Source organism: Rhodanobacter sp. OR92 (genome assembly GCF_000427545.1).
GTDB classification, from domain to species: domain Bacteria; phylum Pseudomonadota; class Gammaproteobacteria; order Xanthomonadales; family Rhodanobacteraceae; genus Rhodanobacter; species Rhodanobacter denitrificans.
In genome coordinates, this window is record NZ_KE386557.1 from 21,869 (window position 1) to 37,674 (window position 15,806).

The 15,806-nt window shown below is 68.3% G+C and carries 20 protein-coding genes and 1 riboswitch; of the genes, 13 read left to right on the forward strand and 7 right to left on the reverse strand.

Annotated elements, in window-relative coordinates:
• Positions 1–33: 33 nt before the first annotated feature.
• Positions 34–1,257: a sensor histidine kinase gene (locus RHOOR92_RS0114295; RefSeq protein ID WP_007507739.1), complete on the reverse strand. Its 1,224-nt coding sequence runs from the start codon at positions 1,255–1,257 to the stop codon at positions 34–36.
• Between the two features lie 197 nt (positions 1,258–1,454).
• On the opposite strand from RHOOR92_RS0114295, the gene RHOOR92_RS0114300 reads away from it, so the two are divergent.
• The 5 genes from RHOOR92_RS0114300 to RHOOR92_RS0114320 all read left to right on the forward strand — a co-directional run bounded on the left by RHOOR92_RS0114300 (position 1,455) and on the right by RHOOR92_RS0114320 (position 4,597).
• On the forward strand, positions 1,455–2,075 hold the full coding sequence (locus tag RHOOR92_RS0114300; protein ID WP_015448303.1) for a GNAT family N-acetyltransferase: 621 nt from the start codon (positions 1,455–1,457) through the stop codon (positions 2,073–2,075).
• The gene (minC, locus tag RHOOR92_RS0114305) at positions 2,072–2,842 is read left to right on the forward strand and encodes a septum site-determining protein MinC (RefSeq protein WP_007507737.1); all 771 of its coding nucleotides are present in this window, start codon (positions 2,072–2,074) and stop codon (positions 2,840–2,842) included. Before RHOOR92_RS0114300 ends, minC begins: the two co-directional genes overlap by 4 nt.
• 37 nt (positions 2,843–2,879) lie before the next feature.
• Positions 2,880–3,695: a septum site-determining protein MinD gene (gene minD, locus RHOOR92_RS0114310; RefSeq protein WP_015448304.1), complete on the forward strand. Its 816-nt coding sequence runs from the start codon at positions 2,880–2,882 to the stop codon at positions 3,693–3,695.
• A 5-nt stretch (positions 3,696–3,700) separates the two neighbouring features.
• Positions 3,701–3,997 carry a cell division topological specificity factor MinE gene (gene minE / locus RHOOR92_RS0114315; protein WP_027490561.1) on the forward strand — a complete coding sequence of 99 codons (297 nt, stop codon included), beginning with the start codon at positions 3,701–3,703 and terminating at the stop codon, positions 3,995–3,997.
• Positions 3,998–4,096: 99 nt separating this feature from the next.
• A complete protein-coding gene (locus RHOOR92_RS0114320; protein WP_007507734.1) occupies positions 4,097–4,597 on the forward strand; it encodes a hypothetical protein in 501 nt (166 codons plus the stop codon).
• A 41-nt stretch (positions 4,598–4,638) separates the two neighbouring features.
• On the opposite strand, the gene chaB is transcribed toward RHOOR92_RS0114320, so the two are convergent.
• From chaB to RHOOR92_RS0114340, 4 genes are all read right to left on the reverse strand, one after another.
• The gene (gene chaB / locus RHOOR92_RS0114325; protein ID WP_015448305.1) at positions 4,639–4,866 is read right to left on the reverse strand and encodes a putative cation transport regulator ChaB; all 228 of its coding nucleotides are present in this window, start codon (positions 4,864–4,866) and stop codon (positions 4,639–4,641) included.
• Positions 4,867–4,972: 106 nt separating this feature from the next.
• Positions 4,973–5,563: a DNA-3-methyladenine glycosylase gene (locus RHOOR92_RS0114330; protein WP_027490562.1), complete on the reverse strand. Its 591-nt coding sequence runs from the start codon at positions 5,561–5,563 to the stop codon at positions 4,973–4,975.
• Positions 5,564–5,626: 63 nt separating this feature from the next.
• Positions 5,627–6,088: a carboxymuconolactone decarboxylase family protein gene (locus RHOOR92_RS0114335; protein ID WP_007507729.1), complete on the reverse strand. Its 462-nt coding sequence runs from the start codon at positions 6,086–6,088 to the stop codon at positions 5,627–5,629.
• A 35-nt stretch (positions 6,089–6,123) separates the two neighbouring features.
• The gene (locus tag RHOOR92_RS0114340) at positions 6,124–6,960 is read right to left on the reverse strand and encodes an isocitrate lyase/phosphoenolpyruvate mutase family protein (RefSeq protein WP_027490563.1); all 837 of its coding nucleotides are present in this window, start codon (positions 6,958–6,960) and stop codon (positions 6,124–6,126) included.
• Positions 6,961–7,093: 133 nt separating this feature from the next.
• Here RHOOR92_RS0114340 and RHOOR92_RS0114345 point away from each other — a divergent pair, with 133 nt between their 5' ends.
• Complete coding sequence (locus RHOOR92_RS0114345; protein WP_027490564.1) at positions 7,094–8,236, forward strand: DUF2235 domain-containing protein; 1,143 nt, start codon at positions 7,094–7,096, stop codon at positions 8,234–8,236.
• 35 nt (positions 8,237–8,271) lie between these two features.
• On the opposite strand, the gene RHOOR92_RS0114350 is transcribed toward RHOOR92_RS0114345, so the two are convergent.
• Positions 8,272–9,537: a multidrug effflux MFS transporter gene (locus RHOOR92_RS0114350; protein WP_027490565.1), complete on the reverse strand. Its 1,266-nt coding sequence runs from the start codon at positions 9,535–9,537 to the stop codon at positions 8,272–8,274.
• A gap of 75 nt (positions 9,538–9,612) precedes the next feature.
• Positions 9,613–9,716: riboswitch (Fluoride riboswitch) on the forward strand.
• 68 nt (positions 9,717–9,784) lie between these two features.
• Between RHOOR92_RS0114350 and crcB the strand changes: the two genes are divergently transcribed.
• The 7 genes from crcB (at position 9,785) to RHOOR92_RS0114385 (ending at position 14,786) form a co-directional block, all read left to right on the forward strand.
• Positions 9,785–10,171 (forward strand): fluoride efflux transporter CrcB, encoded by a 387-nt coding sequence (crcB, locus tag RHOOR92_RS0114355; protein ID WP_027490566.1) that lies wholly within the window; start codon positions 9,785–9,787, stop codon positions 10,169–10,171.
• A gap of 12 nt (positions 10,172–10,183) precedes the next feature.
• A complete protein-coding gene (locus RHOOR92_RS0114360; RefSeq protein ID WP_007507719.1) occupies positions 10,184–10,522 on the forward strand; it encodes a DUF190 domain-containing protein in 339 nt (112 codons plus the stop codon).
• A 32-nt stretch (positions 10,523–10,554) separates the two neighbouring features.
• Positions 10,555–11,673 carry a cyclopropane fatty acyl phospholipid synthase gene (gene cfa, locus RHOOR92_RS0114365; protein WP_027490567.1) on the forward strand — a complete coding sequence of 373 codons (1,119 nt, stop codon included), beginning with the start codon at positions 10,555–10,557 and terminating at the stop codon, positions 11,671–11,673.
• A 308-nt stretch (positions 11,674–11,981) separates the two neighbouring features.
• Positions 11,982–12,539: a hypothetical protein gene (locus RHOOR92_RS18845; protein ID WP_037115539.1), complete on the forward strand. Its 558-nt coding sequence runs from the start codon at positions 11,982–11,984 to the stop codon at positions 12,537–12,539.
• A gap of 420 nt (positions 12,540–12,959) precedes the next feature.
• Positions 12,960–13,370, forward strand: a complete 411-nt coding sequence (locus RHOOR92_RS0114375) for an MAPEG family protein (protein ID WP_015448311.1) — start codon at positions 12,960–12,962, stop codon at positions 13,368–13,370.
• Positions 13,371–13,460: 90 nt separating this feature from the next.
• A complete protein-coding gene (locus RHOOR92_RS0114380) occupies positions 13,461–13,847 on the forward strand; it encodes a YciI family protein (RefSeq protein ID WP_027490569.1) in 387 nt (128 codons plus the stop codon).
• A 63-nt stretch (positions 13,848–13,910) separates the two neighbouring features.
• Positions 13,911–14,786, forward strand: coding sequence for a TraB/GumN family protein (locus RHOOR92_RS0114385; protein WP_027490570.1), 876 nt, complete (start codon positions 13,911–13,913; stop codon positions 14,784–14,786).
• On the opposite strand, the gene RHOOR92_RS0114390 is transcribed toward RHOOR92_RS0114385, so the two are convergent.
• Complete coding sequence (locus RHOOR92_RS0114390) at positions 14,787–15,773, reverse strand: aldo/keto reductase (protein WP_027490571.1); 987 nt, start codon at positions 15,771–15,773, stop codon at positions 14,787–14,789. It lies immediately after the preceding gene.
• Positions 15,774–15,806 lie beyond the last annotated feature (33 nt).

The window sequence follows — 15,806 nt, forward strand, 5'->3', positions numbered from 1 at the left end:
GCGCATTTTCGCACGCCGCGCGAGCTGCCAAGGTTACGACACATGCAGCGCCGGCGGCTCGAGGCGCGTCGGCGCGTGCGCCAGCGCGGTGTGCTCGCCCAGCGGCAGCCGCACGGTCAGCGCGAAGCCCTGGCTGAGGCCGGTATCCAGCGTCACGCTGCCGCCGAATTCGGCCAGCCGCTCGCGCATGCCGGACAGGCCGTTGCCCGGCTCGACGTTCTCGGCACCGCGGCCGTCGTCGCGCGCGTGCAGGCCGAGCAGGTTGTCCCCCGCATAGGCGAAATTCAGCCACAGGTTGCGCGCACCGGCGTGCTTGGCGGTATTGGTGATGATCTCCTGGGCGCAGCGCAGCAGCACCTGCGCGCGGCGCGGATCCTCCACGCTGAAGCGCGGCGGCATGATCACGTGCACGCTCAGGCCAGGCACGCCCTCGGTGAGGCTGCGCAGCGCCTGGGTCAGGTCGATCGCATCGTCCTGGCGCAACTCGCTGACCACCTCGCGCACGTCGGCCAGCAGCAGCTTGGCCGTGCTTTGCGCCTTGCGCACGTGCGCGCCGGCGGACTCGTTGGAGAGGTGGCTGGCCACCTCCAGGTTCAGGCTCAGCGCGGTCAGGTGATGGCCGATCAGGTCATGCAGGTCGCGTGCGATGCGCATGCGCTCGGCGATCCGGCTGGACTCGGCCAGCAGGGCGCGGGTGGCGCGCAGTTCGGAATTCAGCCGGCGCTGCACCTCGCGCTGTTCGGCCTGCTGGCTGGCCACCGTCGAAGTCACGAACACCAGCACCGAGATGCCCAGGTAGATGCTGGCCTGGATGAAGCCCACCGCGATGCTGTGGTCGTATTCGGGCCAGCCCGCGAAAACCGCGACCAGGCTCAGGTGCTGCAACACCAGCCAGAACGCGGCGAGCCAGAACGGCAGCAGCCACGGCAGCACCAGCGAGGCGACCACCATCAGCATCGCCGACAGGCCGCTGTGGCTGTACCAACCCACCGCCACTGCCGCCGCCGTCATCGAGGCCAGCCCGAGCAGCTTCAGCACCGGATAGCGGCGCGAGCCGAGGTTGCTGGTCAGCAGCCAGTACATCAGGCCGAAGATCAGATAGCACAGCGTCCACAGCAGCAGCGAGAAATTCGGACGGTGCAGTTGGTCCAGACGCTCGGCAGCCCAGTTCGTGACCAGCGGCGTGCCGGCCGACAGATAGGTGAAGAAGCCCGCATAGCGGAGCAGGCGGATATGGTTGAAGAAGGGCCAGCGCATCCCCGCATCATTGGGCGTACGGGGGTTTCGCGCAATGCGCGGGAAGTCATGGCCGGGCACGCGCCCCGGCCACGGCTTTACGAAGCTTTTACATGTGCCCTTGCGAGATGTAAGGGTCACAGCCGCATGTCATAATGGGCCATTGCGCGAGGCTGCTGCCCGACCTCGTCCCCGATTCCATCATTGCGGAGCAACGAATGGCCCTTGCCATCCGCGACGTGCGCGAGCACGACCTGGATGCCGTACTGGCGCTCAACAATGCCGCCGGTCGCTCCATCCTCGCCCTCGATGCAACCCAACTGCGCTACTTCTACGAGCACGCCGAGTATTTCCGCGTGGCCGAGATCGACGGCCACCTGGCCGGGTTCCTGATCGCGCTGCGCGAAGGCGGCGACTACGCCAGCCCGAACTACCGCTGGTTCGCCGACCACTACCCGCAGTTCGTCTACATCGACCGCATCGTGATCGCGAACGCCTACCGCCGCCACGGCCTGGGCCGCATCTTCTACTGCGACGTGCACAGCTACGCCGAGGTGCGCGTGCCGCTGCTTACCTGCGAGGTGTTCCTGGAGCCGCGCGACGACGTGGTGGTGCTGTTCCACGGCACCTACGGCTTCCAGGAAGTCGGCCAGCAGCGCATGGGCGAGCACGGCCCGCAGGTCAGCCTGCTGGCGCGCGACCTGCCCAGCTACGCCTACGTGCGCGATACCTGGCTCGAACACGGCGGCCTGCCCGACGTGCCGTGGCTGGCCGAACGCGAGCACCCGGCCCGGCACGACGCCGCCCCGCGCCGCCTCGCCGGGGAGCGGCGCCCGTGAGTGTAAGAACAGAGACCAACGATGCCTGCGACCTGCGCTTCGGCCAGGTCGGCATCGCCTGCGTGCGCGTGCGCCGGGTCGACGCCGCCGCGCTGTGCGACGAACTCGAACGCCGCGTGCGCGCCGCGCCGCAGATGTTTGCCCGCGCCGCCGTGGTGCTGGACCTGAGCCACCTGCTCGACCTGCCCGACGACGGCGCCGTCGATGCCCTGCTCGAAGCGGTGCGCAGCGCCGGCATGCTGCCGGTGGGCCTGGCCTACGGCACCAGTGAAACCGAGGCGCTGGCCAGGCGCATGGGACTGCCGCTGATCGCCAAGTTCCGCGCCGCCTACGAGCCGGCCCCGGGCAGCGCGCCTGTCGCCGAGCCGGCGGCACGCGCCGAACCGGCACCGGCGGTGCAGCGCGAGCCGATCCTGTCTGCGCCGGCGCCCGGCAGCATGCAGGGTGCGCAGCACCATGCCGGTTCGGTGCGCTCCGGCCAGCAGATCTACGCGCGCGAGCGCGACCTGATCGTCACCGGCGCCGTGGCCAACGGCGCCGAAGTGATCGCCGACGGCAACATCCACATCTACGGCGGCCTGCGCGGCCGCGCCATGGCCGGCGCGCAGGGCGACGCGAAGGCGCGCATCTTCGTCTCCGACTTCCGCGCCGAACTGGTGGCGATCGCCGGGCAATATCGCGTGTTCGAGCAGATTCCCGGCGACCTCGAGGGCCAGTCCGTGCAATGCTGGCTCGACGGCGACAAGCTGCTGATCGCCAGGCTGTAACCCCTTACAACAAGAACAATCATGCGGAGATGAGCCCTTGACTGCTGAGATTATCGTTGTCACTTCCGGCAAAGGCGGCGTCGGCAAGACGACGACCAGCGCCTCGCTGGCCACCGGCCTGGCCATGGCCGGCAAGAAAACCGCGGTGATCGACTTCGACGTCGGCCTGCGCAACCTTGACCTGATCATGGGCTGCGAGCGGCGCGTGGTGTACGACTTCGTCAACGTCGTGCACGGCGAGGCGACGCTGAAGCAGTCGCTGATCAAGGACAAGCGCTACGAAAACCTGTACGTGCTGGCCGCCAGCCAGACCCGCGACAAGGACGCGCTGACCCAGGAAGGTGTCGAAAAGGTGCTCGACGGCCTGTCCGAAATGGATTTCGATTACGTCGTGTGCGACTCCCCGGCCGGCATCGAGAAGGGTGCCCACCTGGCGATGTACTTCGCCGACCACGCGGTGGTGGTGGTCAACCCGGAAGTGTCTTCGGTGCGCGATTCGGACCGCATCCTCGGCCTGCTCGCCAGCAAGACCCGGCGCGCCGAGAAGGGCGAAAGCCCGGTCACCCAGCACCTGCTGCTGACCCGCTACAACCCCGCGCGCGTGGCGATCGGCGAGATGCTCAGCGTGAAGGACGTCGAGGAAATCCTCGGTATCGAGGTGGTCGGCGTGATCCCCGAGTCGGAAAACGTGCTGACCGCCTCCAACAACGGCATCCCGGTGATCGTCGACGCCGCCTCGCAGGCCGGCCAGGCCTACGGCGACACGGTGGCCCGCATCCTCGGCGAAGAGCGCCCGCTGCGCTTCATCGACGTACCGAAGAAAGGCTTTCTCCAGCGCGTGTTCGGAGGTTGATCACGATGGGCATTCTCGATTTCCTGAAGCGCAAGCCCGAAGCCACCGCCAGCGTGGCGCGCGAGCGCCTGCGCATCATCGTGGCACAGGAGCGCTCCACCCGCGGCGCGCCGGACTATCTGCCGATGATGCGCAACGAGCTGCTCGAGGTGATCAAGAAATACGTCCACGTCGACCTCGAGGCGATCAACATCAACTTCGAGCGCGACAGCGGCCACGAGATCCTCGAACTCTCGGTCACCCTGCCGGAAGGCAGGCCGGCCGCGAAGAGCGAAGCCAAGACCGAAGCCAAGACCGGCTGACAACCGGCCCAGCCGCTGCCGCGCTTCCCTGGGCCTGGCGACGCCGTGTCGCCAGGCCCGGCCCCACCCTCGAAGCCATCGCGCCCGCCGCGCACGTCCATGCACTCCGACACTCATTCCGCCTCCGGCGACGACCCGGCCAGCCGCGTACTGCGCCTGGACCAGATCGGCTTCGATGCGCCGGCGGCGCTGCTCGGCCGCTTCGGCCTGCAGCTGCGGCGCGTGGCGCCGGGCGCACCGATCCCCGGCAGCTTCTGGGGCGAGCGCGAGGCCGGCATCATCGGCAGCACCGTCTACGCCCGCGGCGACACCCCGGTGCATTCGCTGCTGCATGAAGCCGGCCACCTGATCGTGCTGCCGCCGGAAAGACGTCCAGACGTCCATACCGACGCCACTGACTCGATCGAGGAGGAAGACGCCACCTGCTGCCTGCAGATCGTGCTGGCCGACGAACTGCCCGGCGTGGGGCGCGAACGCCTGATGGCCGACATGGACGCCTGGGGCTACACGTTCCGGCTCGGCTCAGCGCGCGCCTGGTTCGAGCACGATGCCGGCAACGCCCGCGACTTCCTCAAGGCACGCGGCCTGCCGCATGCCTGACGCGCGAACCCTGAACCCGAATCCCGAACCACGGCACCAGGCTACTTCGCGTGCCAGTCGCCGTCGGCACCCTTGCGGTATTTCTTCTTCACCGCTGCCCAGGCGACCTTGTGCGCCGCCTCCTCGCGCGACTCGCTGCCGCGACGATCGTCCTTGTCGGCGTATTCCTCCCAGGCGCCGTTGAACGCCTCCTTGTAGATTTCCTGCGCGTGCTTCGGCACGTGCTCGCGCACGCTGTCGGGCAGTTCGCTGATGGATGAATAAGGCATGGCGCGGACCCCGCAATGGACGAGTGACGCCTGGCTACCGTGTGCCCCGCATCATCAAGCCTCCGTCAACTCCACGTGGCCGCCGCGACAACCGCGACGCTCCCGTTCAGCGCCGCGAGACGTGCGCATCGCCCGGCACGTACCAGCGCCAGGGTTGCCCGATCGCGCGCGTGATGCCGACGCGCGTCGTGACCACAGGTGCAACCGGTGGCGGCACGCCATCGTCGACGATGCTGAAGCCGCCGGCACCGCCGACCAGGTCGATGCCGTCCTGCGCGCGACCGATGCCCATCGCCTGGCACAAGCGCGCCGGCCCGCGGCACAGGTCGCGGTCGCGGCGGCAACCCGGCCGCGCCGCGCGCATCGCGGCCAGCCCGCCCAGCGGCGCCAGCGCGCGCAGCAACACCGCGACGCCTTCGCCCTCCTCGCCGCAGACCGGGTTGCAGCACCAGTGCATGCCATAGGTGAAGTACACGTAGAGCAGCCCCGGTGCGCCGAACATCGTCGCATTGCGCGCCGTGCGGCCGCGCCAGGAATGCGCGGCCGGATCCGTCGGCCCGCAGTAGGCCTCGGTTTCCACGATGCGACCGCAGCGACCGTCCGCATGCAGCAGCACCTTGTTCAGCAGGTCGGGCGCGACCGCGCGCGGATCGCGCCGGTAGAACGCGCGATCCAGCGCCACGGGCCGCTCAGCCATGCCCGCGCATCCGCGGCGCGGACGCCGCTGCCGGCCTGCGACGGGCCGGTAGCGGCGCCACGTTCAGCCCGCCGACTTCGGCTGGTAGCTGCCCACGTCCGCGCGAAAACCGATCGCCAGGCGGTTCCAGCCGTTGATGGCGATGATCGCCAGGGTGAGGTCGACCATCGACTTGTCGTCGAACTGCGCGTGCACCTCCTCGTACAGGGCGTCGGGCAATTCGTTCGTCGACAGCAGGGTGACCGCCTCGGCCCAGGCCAGCGCGGCACGCTCGCGTGCCGAGTAGAACGGCGCCTCGCGCCACGCCGCCAGCACGTGCAGGCGCTGCTCGGTCTCGCCGGCGGCGCGCGCGTCCTTGCTGTGCATGTCCAGGCAGTACGCGCAGCCATTGATCTGCGACACGCGCATCTTCACCAGCTCGATCAGCGAGTGCTCCAGGCCCGAGCCATGCACATACATTTCCAGGCCCAGCATGGCCTTCAGGCCCGCCGGTGCCGCCTTGCCGTACTCGATACGCTTGTTCATTGCAGACTCCTCGATGAAAAAACTGCCTGCGTCGCTCAGGCCGGCTCGAACAGCCGCTGCGCGTCCGCATAGGTGAAAGTCGCCCCCAGGCCGTCGAAGCGGCCGCTCTCCAGCAGCGCCGCCGCCGCACGATCCACCGCCGCCAGCGCCAGCGTGGCGAAACGCGTGGCCGTGCTGACGCGGGCTACGCCGAGCCGGGCCAGCTCGGCCAGCTCCAGCACGCCGGGGCCGGCCGCCACGTTGACCGGGGCGTCGATGGCCTGCACCAGCGCGGCCAGCACGGCTGGCTCGCCCAGCCCGATCGGATAGATGCCGTCGGCACCCGCCGCCAGATAGGCCCGCGCGCGCTGCACGGCGTCGACCAGCGGCGCGGCCGGGTCGGCGACGTGCCGGATCCAGTGATCCACCCGCGCGTTGATGACGATCGGCACGCCAGCGGCGTCGGCCGCACCGCGCGCCGCGCGGATCCGCGCCGCGGCCTCATCGACCGGGCGCAGCGGACCGTGGCCGGGGCAGCCGTCCTCCAGGTTGATGCCGACCGCGCCGGCGGCGATCACCGCGCGCACGGTGGCGGCCACCGCCTCCGGCGTCTCGCCATAGCCGGTCTCGACGTCTGCCGTTACCGGCAGCTCGACCACCCGCGTGATCCGCGCGATCGCCGCCAGTACCTCGGCCAGCGGCGCCCGTTCGCCGTCGGCGTAGCCGAGCGACCAGGCCACGCCGGCACTGGTGGTGGCGACCGCCGCGAAGCCGCGCCGCGCGAACAGCCGTGCGCTGCCCGCATCCCAGGCGTTCGGCAGCAGCAGGATCGCGCGGCGATCGTGCATCTGGCGGAACGCCCGTGCCTTGTCGACCTGGCTCTGCCTGTCCATGCTCGTGCTGTCCACCCGCGGCGATGTCGAAACGCACAGGGTACGCCTGCGCGCCTCTCCCGGCACTGGCCCGACGCACCGGCGCGGCCTAGAGTGGCTTGCGCCAACCCCGAACGCATCGCTGGAGGGCACCATGGCCGCACGCCGGCTGGTATTGCTGTTCGACGGCACCTGGAACAAGCCCGAGTCGAACACCAACGTGGAACGCCTGCGCCGGCTGATCGCGGCACGCGATGCCGCCGGCGCCCGACAGTTGGTCAACTACATCCCGGGCGTGGGCGTGAAGCGCGGCATCGCCCATCTGCTCGGCGGCGCGTTCGGCTACGGCCTGTCCGACCACGTGCTCGATGGCTATCGCTGGTTGTGCGAGACCTGGCAGCCCGGCGACCTCCTCTACCTCTTCGGCTTCAGCCGCGGCGCCTATACCGCGCGCAGCCTCGGCGGGCTGATCCGCAAGTGCGGCCTGCTCCGCTGCGACGCCCACGCCAGCGTGGCCAGGCCCGACGCTGCGGCTGCCTACGCGTTCTATCGCGACACCGGCAGCAAGCCCGACGACCCGATCGCGGTGGAATTTCGCGCCAGCCATTCGATCGTGATCGACATCCACTTCATCGGCGTGTGGGACACCGTCGGTTCGCTCGGCATCCCCGGTACCGCCTCGTGGTTTCCCTATGCGCGCAAGCGCTATCAGTTCCACGACACCGAACTCAGCAAGATCGTGAAGTACGCCTACCAGGCGCTGGCGCTGGATGAGCACCGCGCCGACTTCGCGCCCACGGTATGGACGCGCAACCCGTACACGGTGAAGCCCGGCGAGACGCTGACCTCGAAGAAGCGCGAGCAGATCGAGATCGAACAGCGCTGGTTCATCGGCGCGCACGCCGACGTCGGCGGCGGCAACGCGAGCGACGGAGCCGGCCGCCGGCCCGACCCGCTGCCCGACCTGCCGCTGGCGTGGCTGCAGCGCAAGGCGATCGACGCCGGCCTTGCCTGCAGCGAACAACTGCTGCCGCCGGTCGATGCCGACCGTGGCGTGCCGCGCAATTCGTACCGGGAGTTCATGGACGGCATCTACAAGGAGTTCAAGCCGCCGTTCGACCGCCGGCTCGGCACCGGCGTCAACGAGAAGGTGGACGACTCGGTATGGCAGCGCTGGCTCGCCGACGCCAGCTACCGCCCGCCGTCGCTGGTGCGGGCGCTGGCCGAGGCCAGCGTGTTGATGTCGGCGGATTCGGTGGTGCGCGCCGCCACGCCCGCGCCGGCCCCGCCCGCCTGACGCCCCGTCCGGCCCGGCTCGATCCGGCCGCCGTGTCAGCGCGGCTCGGCGATCTCCGCCTGCATCGCCGCCGTGCCGGCATCGGCCAGCGGCAGTTCCAGCGACCGGCGCGTGAGGCGGTGATACCACCACCACGCCAGCACGCCGGCCACGGTCAGCGCCGAGGCGCCCAGCGCCAGTGGCAGCATGCCCCTGGACAGCAGCGGCGACATCACCCCGGCCACGAAACTGCACAGCAGCAGGCTGGCGAACGCCTGCACCGAGGAAATCCCGCCGCGATGATGCGGGAAGCGGTCCAGCAGCAGCAGGGTGAGGGTCGGGAACGCCAGCTGCACGCCGATGCCGTGCAGGATCAGCGGCAGCATCGACCAAGGCAGCCGCGGCGCGGGGAGCAGCAGCGCGAGCAGCAAATGCGCCGCGCACGCCAGCAGCATCACCGCATAGCCCAGGCTCACCGTGGAGTTCGCGCTGTGCCGCCCTGCCATCCGCCCGGACAGCCAGGCGCCACCGATCAGGCCGCTGACCACCGGCAGGAACAGCCACGGAAAACCCTGCGCCGACAATTGCAGCAGCCCACGCACGATGCGCGGTGCCGAGGCGATGTACAGGAACAGCCCGGCGAAGTTCACCGAGCTGGAAACCAGCAGCGGCCACAACAGCCGGTCGCGGCCGAACGACCGGTAGCCCGCCAGCAGCGGCCGTGGCGCAAACCGCGTGCGCCGCGCCGGCGGGTGGGTCTCGTCCAGGAACAGCTGCAGCGCCAGCGCCAGCAGCACGGTGAACCCGGCCAGCAGCCAGAAGATGCCATGCCAGCCGCCCAGCGGCAGCAGCAGCGCGCCGACCATCGGCGCGATCACCGGCGCCACCCCGAAGATCATCATCACCTGCGACATCAGCCGTTGCGCGGCCGGCCCTTCCAGGCTGTCGCGGACCACCGCCCGGCCCACCACCAACCCGGCGCCGGCGCACATGCCCTGCAGGCCGCGGCAGGCCAGCAGCATCGCGAACGAGGTGGACATCGCCGCACCCACCGACGCCAGCGCATACACCAGCAGGCCGGCGACGACCACCGGCTTGCGCCCGACCGCATCGGAAATCGCGCCGTGGAACAGGCTCATCGCGGCATAGGTGACCAGGTACACGCTGATCAGCTGCTGCAGCGGCGCGGCATCCACGCCGAAGTGCGCGCCGACCAGCGGGAACGCCGGAAACACCGCATCGATCGAGAACGGCCCGATCATCGACAGCGCGGCCAGCAGCCACGGCAGGCTGCGGCGCACGGGACGGTGGGCTGGGTTCATGGCAACACGGGCATCGACGGGTCGCGCAGTATAGACGTCCGCGCTTGACGACGGGGCCGCCGGATCGACTAGGATGCCCCACCGGGAGATGGCATGCCTCCCGTTCCGGAGCCCTCGGGCACCTCGGGACAAACCGCTTCCCGCGATCCCGCGTCGAAGCTGATGATGCCTGCACCCCGGTTTCCGGCGGCGCAGGCGTGCCTGCCGCCGCGACAACCGGACACATTCACTGTCAGGAGGCGCGCACGTGGGCTGGAACGGATTTGTGGCAATCGGCATCGGCGGCGCCCTGGGCTGCTGGCTGCGCTGGGGACTGGGCGTGCTGCTCAATCCCGTCTTCCCCACCCTGCCGCTGGGCACGCTGGCGGCGAACCTCGTCGGCGGCCTGCTGATGGGCTGCGTGATGGGCCTGTTCGACCACTTCCAGGCATTGTCGCCGGCGCTGCGATTGTTCGTGTTCACCGGCTTCCTCGGCGGGCTGACCACGTTCTCCACCTTCTCGGCCGAGTCCGCCACGCTGCTGCTGCGCCAGCAATACCTGTGGTTCAGCGGCCACGTGGCCGTGCATGTGGCCGGCTCGCTGGCGATGACCGTGCTCGGCATCGCGCTCACCCGCAGCCTGCTGCGCCACTGACCGGGGAACCGCATGAACCAGGAAAAGCTGCAGCACGGCGTGCACCTGACCTTCTACTGCCACTCGCGCACCAAGCACGACGGCATGCTGCTGTCCGAGTGGCTGCTGCAACAGGCCAGGGCGCACGGCCTGGGCGGCGGCTCGGTGTTCCGCGCGATCGCCGGCTTCGGCCGGCATGGCGTGCTGCACGAGGAGCAGTTCTTCGAGCTGGCCGACGACCTGCCGGTGAAGATCGAGTTCCTGCTGCGCGAGGAACAGGCCGAGCTGCTGCTGCAGCTGGTACGCGACGCCGGTGTCGACGCGACGTATGCGCGTTCGCCGGCAAGCTTTGCCGTGCTCGGCGGTGGTTGACCGCCACGACTCCACAAACCGCGAGACGACGCATGAGCCAGGACGACCTGAAGAATCGCGCCAGCGAACTGCTCGAACAGGCCGGCATCCGCATCGACGGCGATGCCCCGACCGACCTGCGCGTGCACGACGAACGCCTGTACGCACGCGTGTTCGCGCACGGCTCGCTGGGCCTGGGCGAGGCCTACATGGACGGCTGGTGGGACGCCGACGACCTGCCCGCGCTGTGCACCCGCCTGCTCGCCGCCGGGCTGGACCAGGAACTGCGCACGCTCGACACCCTGCTCGCCCATCTCAAGGCGCGCTTCGTCAACCTGCAGCGTGGCGAGCGCGCGTTCGAGATCGGCAAGATCCACTACGACCTCGGCAACGACCTGTTCCACGCCATGCTCGGCAAGCGCCTGGTGTACTCCTGCGGCTACTGGGCCAAGGCCGACAACCTCGACGATGCGCAGGCGGCCAAGCTCGACCTGGTCTGCCGCAAGCTGCAGCTGAAGACCGGCCAGCGCGTGCTCGACATCGGCTGCGGCTGGGGCGAGGCGCTGAAGTACGCGGCCGAGCGCTACGGCGTCGAAGGCGTCGGCATCACCGTGTCGCAGCAGCAGGCCGACTACGCGCGCGAGCTGTGCGCCGGATTGCCGATCGAGATCCGCCTGCAGGACTACCACGAGGTCAACGAACGGTTCGACGCGGTGTTCTCGATCGGCATGTTCGAGCACGTCGGCGGCAGGAACTACCGCGCCTACTTCGAGACCGTGCGCCGCTGCCTGAAGAATGAAGGCCTCTCGCTGCTGCACTGCATCGGCAGCAACGGCGCGCCGGCGCAGCCGGACCCGTGGATCGAGAAATACATCTTCCCCAATTCGATGATCCCCGCCGCCAGCCAGGTCACCGCCGCCCTGGAGGACCTGTTCGTGGTCGAGGACTGGCACAACTTCGGCGCCGACTACGACCGCACGCTCACCGCCTGGCGCGCCAACATCGAAGCCGCCTGGCCCAGCCTGCCGGCCAGCTACGACGAACGCTTCCGCCGCATGTGGCGCTACTACCTCGCCGCCTCCGCCGCCGTATTCCGCTGCCGCCGCGACCAGCTGTGGCAACTGGTGCTTAGCCCGCGCGGCGTGCCGGGTGGCTATCGCGTGCCGCGCTGATCGGCACGCACGGTTGCCCGTGGGTGCGCTATGACGAAGAAACCCTCACGCGGCCGGATCCCGGTCCTATCCGAACGGCGGCCGCATGGCGATGTACGATGACCGGTAGGGGTATGTCGAGACGGTGACATGACACGGCGCATCGAAACGCTGCGGGGGTCAATCGGTGAACTCGGCCTGCGCATATCAAACGAAATTGTTGATTTCAGGGGCGACAGCTGGAGAAGAGACGCCGCCGACATAGCTAGGTTGCGGAATTAGACTGCAATTTTTGAAATCTACTAAGCGTTAGGCCTCAAAGGAGCCCCATGAGCCTTCGGAATTTCCACGTTGATTCGAACATCACTGACTCCGACCTCCTGAAGCGCTCCGATGGTCTCTTCAAGAATTTCGTAGCTTCTTTTCGTCAGGCGGCAGCGAACGGCCATTTCAGCTTTGGCGGAATCACTCTTCAAGACCATGACCTAAATCGAGTCCACGGTATCGTCACCGAAATCGATTCTCGCCGGCTGTTCTATGCATGCGGAGAGGACGAGTCTCCACATTACGCCATGCAGAGCCTTTACGAGGCGCGCAGGTCGATCGTCAATGCGTCCAAGGGTGTATGGGCAAACCCTTCCTGCGAAGTTCTCGTTCAAGAAATAACTGCAACTCTTAGCCAGTACTGCACAGAGGCAGAAAAGCTGGCCGCCAAAAGCGGAGACATGTGGTCAGTCGACCAGAGGGCGTTCATGATGGTCATGACAGACATGCGCCTAAGCATCTGGCTTCTTGTGGCGGCCTTGCAGCGCAAACTTGGCTCAATCATTCGCCCAAGGAACCTTCCTACAGACATTGTCCGTTTGGTCAACACGGGTGAGGTCTAACATTTTCTCAAGGCGGATGGCTTCGCCGCCGCTCAACTCAGGCGTTAGGCCTCATGAAAAACTTCGCTCGTACATTGGCCTTGTTGTATGCGGCGATCGTTGGCTTGGCGGCCACTTGGGCTTGGTACGCCGATGTGACGCTCCTTCGCTCAGCGCGGGAGCACATGCTTCCCGACATTCTACTGGCCACTGTGTCTGCGCCGACATCTTTGACACTCGGTCCTCTCTACGAGCTTTCGCCAACTTTCTTTTCACTGCCTTTCATGCAGCTCATATGGATGACTGTTTGCGGCGTGTTTCAAGCATCGGTGTTCTACTTCCTCCTCACGCACTCACCGAGACGACTCGCGCCGCCTAACCACCTATCCAAAAGGCGAAATTCTTAAATCGCGTCCTCCAGATAAGCGGAACCAAAAGGCAATGCCTAATATTTCAGTCCTGGTACTCACCCTGTTCCTCGCCTGGACGCTGCTCCTGCTGGTCGTCATGGAGCTGCTGCGCAGCTACCTCGTCGTCACCGGCCGCGTGCGCTCGAACGAGTTCAAGCCCGACAACTCGAATGTCTCGCCGTTCATGCAGCGGCTCGCCCGCGCGCACGCGAACTGCGTCGAGAGCCTGCCGGTGTTCGGCGGGCTGCTATTGGTCGCCATCGCGACGGGTCGGGCGGAAGTGACCGATGCGCTCGCGCCCTGGCTGCTGGGTGCCCGCGTCGTGCAGTCTGGCATCCACCTGGCCTCGACCAGCGTCATCGCCGTCAATGCCCGCTTCACCGCCTTTGCCGTACAGATGGGCATCGGCGCCTACTGGACGTGGCGGCTGCTTGGCCTGTAGCTCGCACACGGGCTCCAGGGACGAGGGCGGCTCGCGAACTCCCTGGCCGTTGCGCCTCCCTCGTCAATCATGCTCCGACGGAGACGAACCATGAACCAACCTGCCCCACTGTCCGAATACCTCGTCCTCTCCCGCGGCCAGTGGGATCTGGACGCCGCACGCGAGGACATCCAGGCGGCGATCGACCGCTTCTACGCCTGGCATGACCGGCTGGTGGCCGAGGGCCGCATGCGCGCCGGGCAGCGGCTGGCGCGCGAGGGCAAGCTGGTCTCGCGGCAGGCGATCACCGATGGTCCGTTCACCGAGGCCAGGGAGATCGTGGGCGGCTACTGGACGATCCTCGCCCGCAGCCTCGACGAGGCGGCGGCGATCGCGGCGGAGAATCCCTGCCTGGCCTACGGCCTGGCGTTCGAGGTGCGCCCGATCGAGCCGGTGCGCGCCAGCGCCTATGCGCTGACCAACGAAACCCCGACCTGACACTGCGCAAGCCTGGCGGGCGCCGGGATTGAACCGGCCGCCTCATGCCGCGACACTCCCGGCATGAAACCCACGATCGCGCTGCGCCTGCTCGCCTGCCTCGCCCTGCTGCTCGCCTGCGCCCCGGCGCTGGCGAAACCCGCCTTGTGGGTGGTGAAGGATGCCGACACCACGATCTACCTGTTCGGCACGGTGCACCTGATGCCGCGCGATGCCGGTTGGCATTCCCCCGAGCTGGACCGGGCACTGGCGGACAGCCGCACGCTGTACATCGAGCTGACCGACGACGATCCGGCGAACATGGCGGCGCTGGTATTGCGCTACGGGATGGATGCGGCGCACCCCTTGTCTAGCCAGCTCAGTCCAGCGGAGGCACACCGGCTGGACCTGCTGGCGAACAGGCTCGACGTGCCCGGCGGCCTGCAGACATTGAACGTGATGCGCCCGTGGCTGGCCGCGCTGACCCTGGCGCTGACACCGCTGCACAAGGCCGGGCTCGATCCGGAGCATGGCGTGGACAAGCAGTTGAAGGCGCAGATGAGCGCTGCCGGCAAGCCGGTGCTGGGGCTGGAAACCGCCGAACAGCAGATCCGCTTTCTCGCCGACATGCCGCGCGCGATCGAGCTGGCCCTACTGCGCTCGACCATGCGCGACGCGGACCAGGGCGCGTTCCAGCTCACCGAGCTGATCGACGCCTGGAAGGCCGGCGACGTGGACAGCATCACCCGCATCGGCAACGAGGACATGCGTCGGCGCGAGCCGAAGCTCTACCAACTGCTGCTGGTGCAGCGCAACCAGGTCTGGGCGACGAAGATCGCCGCGATGCTGCAGCAGCCCGGCACCGTCTTCATCGCCGTCGGCGCCGCGCACCTGGCCGGGCCGGACAGCGTGCAGGCGCGACTGGAATTGCTGGGCGTCGCGGTCGAGCGCCTGCCCTGATCAGTCGATGCCGGCGACGGCGTGCGGTGCGTACGGCGCCTCGAGCGCGGCGATTTCCGCCGGCGGCAAGCTGACCGACAACGCCGCCACCGCCTCTTCCAGATGATGCGGCCTGGTCGCGCCCACGATCGGCGCGGTGACCGCCGGCTGGTGCAGCAGCCAGGCCAGCGCCACCTGCGCGCGCGGCACGCCGAGCCGCGCGGCGACCTCGCCGACGCGATCCACCACGGCCTTGTCCGCCGCCTTGCTGGCGGCATACACGCCGTCGCCCCACGGATCGGAGCCGCCGCGCACGGTGCTCGGTTCGTCCTCCCACGCCCGCGCCAGCCGACCGCGCGCCAGCGGGCTCCACGGCACCACGCCGACGCCCTGGTCCGCGCATAGCGCCAGCATCTCGCGCTCCTCCTCGCGGTACAGCAGGTTGTAGTGCGGCTGCATCGACACGAATCGCGCCCAGCCATGCAGGTCGGCGGTGTACAGCGCCTTGGCGAACTGCCACGCCATCATCGACGAGGCACCGATGTAACGGGCCTTGCCCGCCTTCACCACATCGTGCAGCGCCTCCAGCGTCTCCTCGATCGGCGTGGCGTGATCCCAACGGTGGATCTGGTAGAGGTCGACGTAGTCGGTGCCGAGGCGGCGCAGGCTGGCGTCGATCTCGGTCATGATCGCCTTGCGCGAGAGGCCGCCGCCGTTCGCGTCGCCGCGCATCGGATAAAACACCTTGGTGGCGATCACCACCTCCTCGCGCCGCGCGAAATCGCGCAGCGCGCGTCCCAGCACCAGCTCGCTGCCGCCGCGCGAATACATGTTCGCCGTGTCGAAATAGTTGATGCCCAGCTCGAGCGCGCGCCGGATGAACGGCCGGCCGTGCTCCTCGTCCAGCGTCCATGGCCTCTCGTCGGTGGGCGTTACCGAATAGCTCATGCAGCCCAGGCAGATGCGCGAGACCCTGAGGCCGGATTTGCCGAGATTGATGTAATCCATAGCGGTTCTCCTTCAGTGTTCGGATGTCGATGC

Coding starts and splice junctions, on each gene's coding strand:
- RHOOR92_RS0114380 (WP_027490569.1), top strand. CDS start 13,461: ATGAACCAACCTGCCCCACTGTCCGAATACCTCGTCCTCTCCCGCGGC.
- RHOOR92_RS0114390 (WP_027490571.1), bottom strand. CDS start 15,773: ATGGATTACATCAATCTCGGCAAATCCGGCCTCAGGGTCTCGCGCATC.
- RHOOR92_RS0114345 (WP_027490564.1), top strand. CDS start 7,094: ATGGCCGCACGCCGGCTGGTATTGCTGTTCGACGGCACCTGGAACAAG.
- minE (WP_027490561.1), top strand. CDS start 3,701: ATGGGCATTCTCGATTTCCTGAAGCGCAAGCCCGAAGCCACCGCCAGC.
- RHOOR92_RS18845 (WP_037115539.1), top strand. CDS start 11,982: ATGAGCCTTCGGAATTTCCACGTTGATTCGAACATCACTGACTCCGAC.
- RHOOR92_RS0114320 (WP_007507734.1), top strand. CDS start 4,097: ATGCACTCCGACACTCATTCCGCCTCCGGCGACGACCCGGCCAGCCGC.
- RHOOR92_RS0114385 (WP_027490570.1), top strand. CDS start 13,911: ATGAAACCCACGATCGCGCTGCGCCTGCTCGCCTGCCTCGCCCTGCTG.
- RHOOR92_RS0114295 (WP_007507739.1), bottom strand. CDS start 1,257: ATGCGCTGGCCCTTCTTCAACCATATCCGCCTGCTCCGCTATGCGGGC.
- RHOOR92_RS0114350 (WP_027490565.1), bottom strand. CDS start 9,537: ATGAACCCAGCCCACCGTCCCGTGCGCCGCAGCCTGCCGTGGCTGCTG.
- RHOOR92_RS0114330 (WP_027490562.1), bottom strand. CDS start 5,563: ATGGCTGAGCGGCCCGTGGCGCTGGATCGCGCGTTCTACCGGCGCGAT.
- RHOOR92_RS0114335 (WP_007507729.1), bottom strand. CDS start 6,088: ATGAACAAGCGTATCGAGTACGGCAAGGCGGCACCGGCGGGCCTGAAG.
- cfa (WP_027490567.1), top strand. CDS start 10,555: ATGAGCCAGGACGACCTGAAGAATCGCGCCAGCGAACTGCTCGAACAG.
- RHOOR92_RS0114375 (WP_015448311.1), top strand. CDS start 12,960: ATGCCTAATATTTCAGTCCTGGTACTCACCCTGTTCCTCGCCTGGACG.
- RHOOR92_RS0114340 (WP_027490563.1), bottom strand. CDS start 6,960: ATGGACAGGCAGAGCCAGGTCGACAAGGCACGGGCGTTCCGCCAGATG.
- RHOOR92_RS0114360 (WP_007507719.1), top strand. CDS start 10,184: ATGAACCAGGAAAAGCTGCAGCACGGCGTGCACCTGACCTTCTACTGC.
- RHOOR92_RS0114300 (WP_015448303.1), top strand. CDS start 1,455: ATGGCCCTTGCCATCCGCGACGTGCGCGAGCACGACCTGGATGCCGTA.
- chaB (WP_015448305.1), bottom strand. CDS start 4,866: ATGCCTTATTCATCCATCAGCGAACTGCCCGACAGCGTGCGCGAGCAC.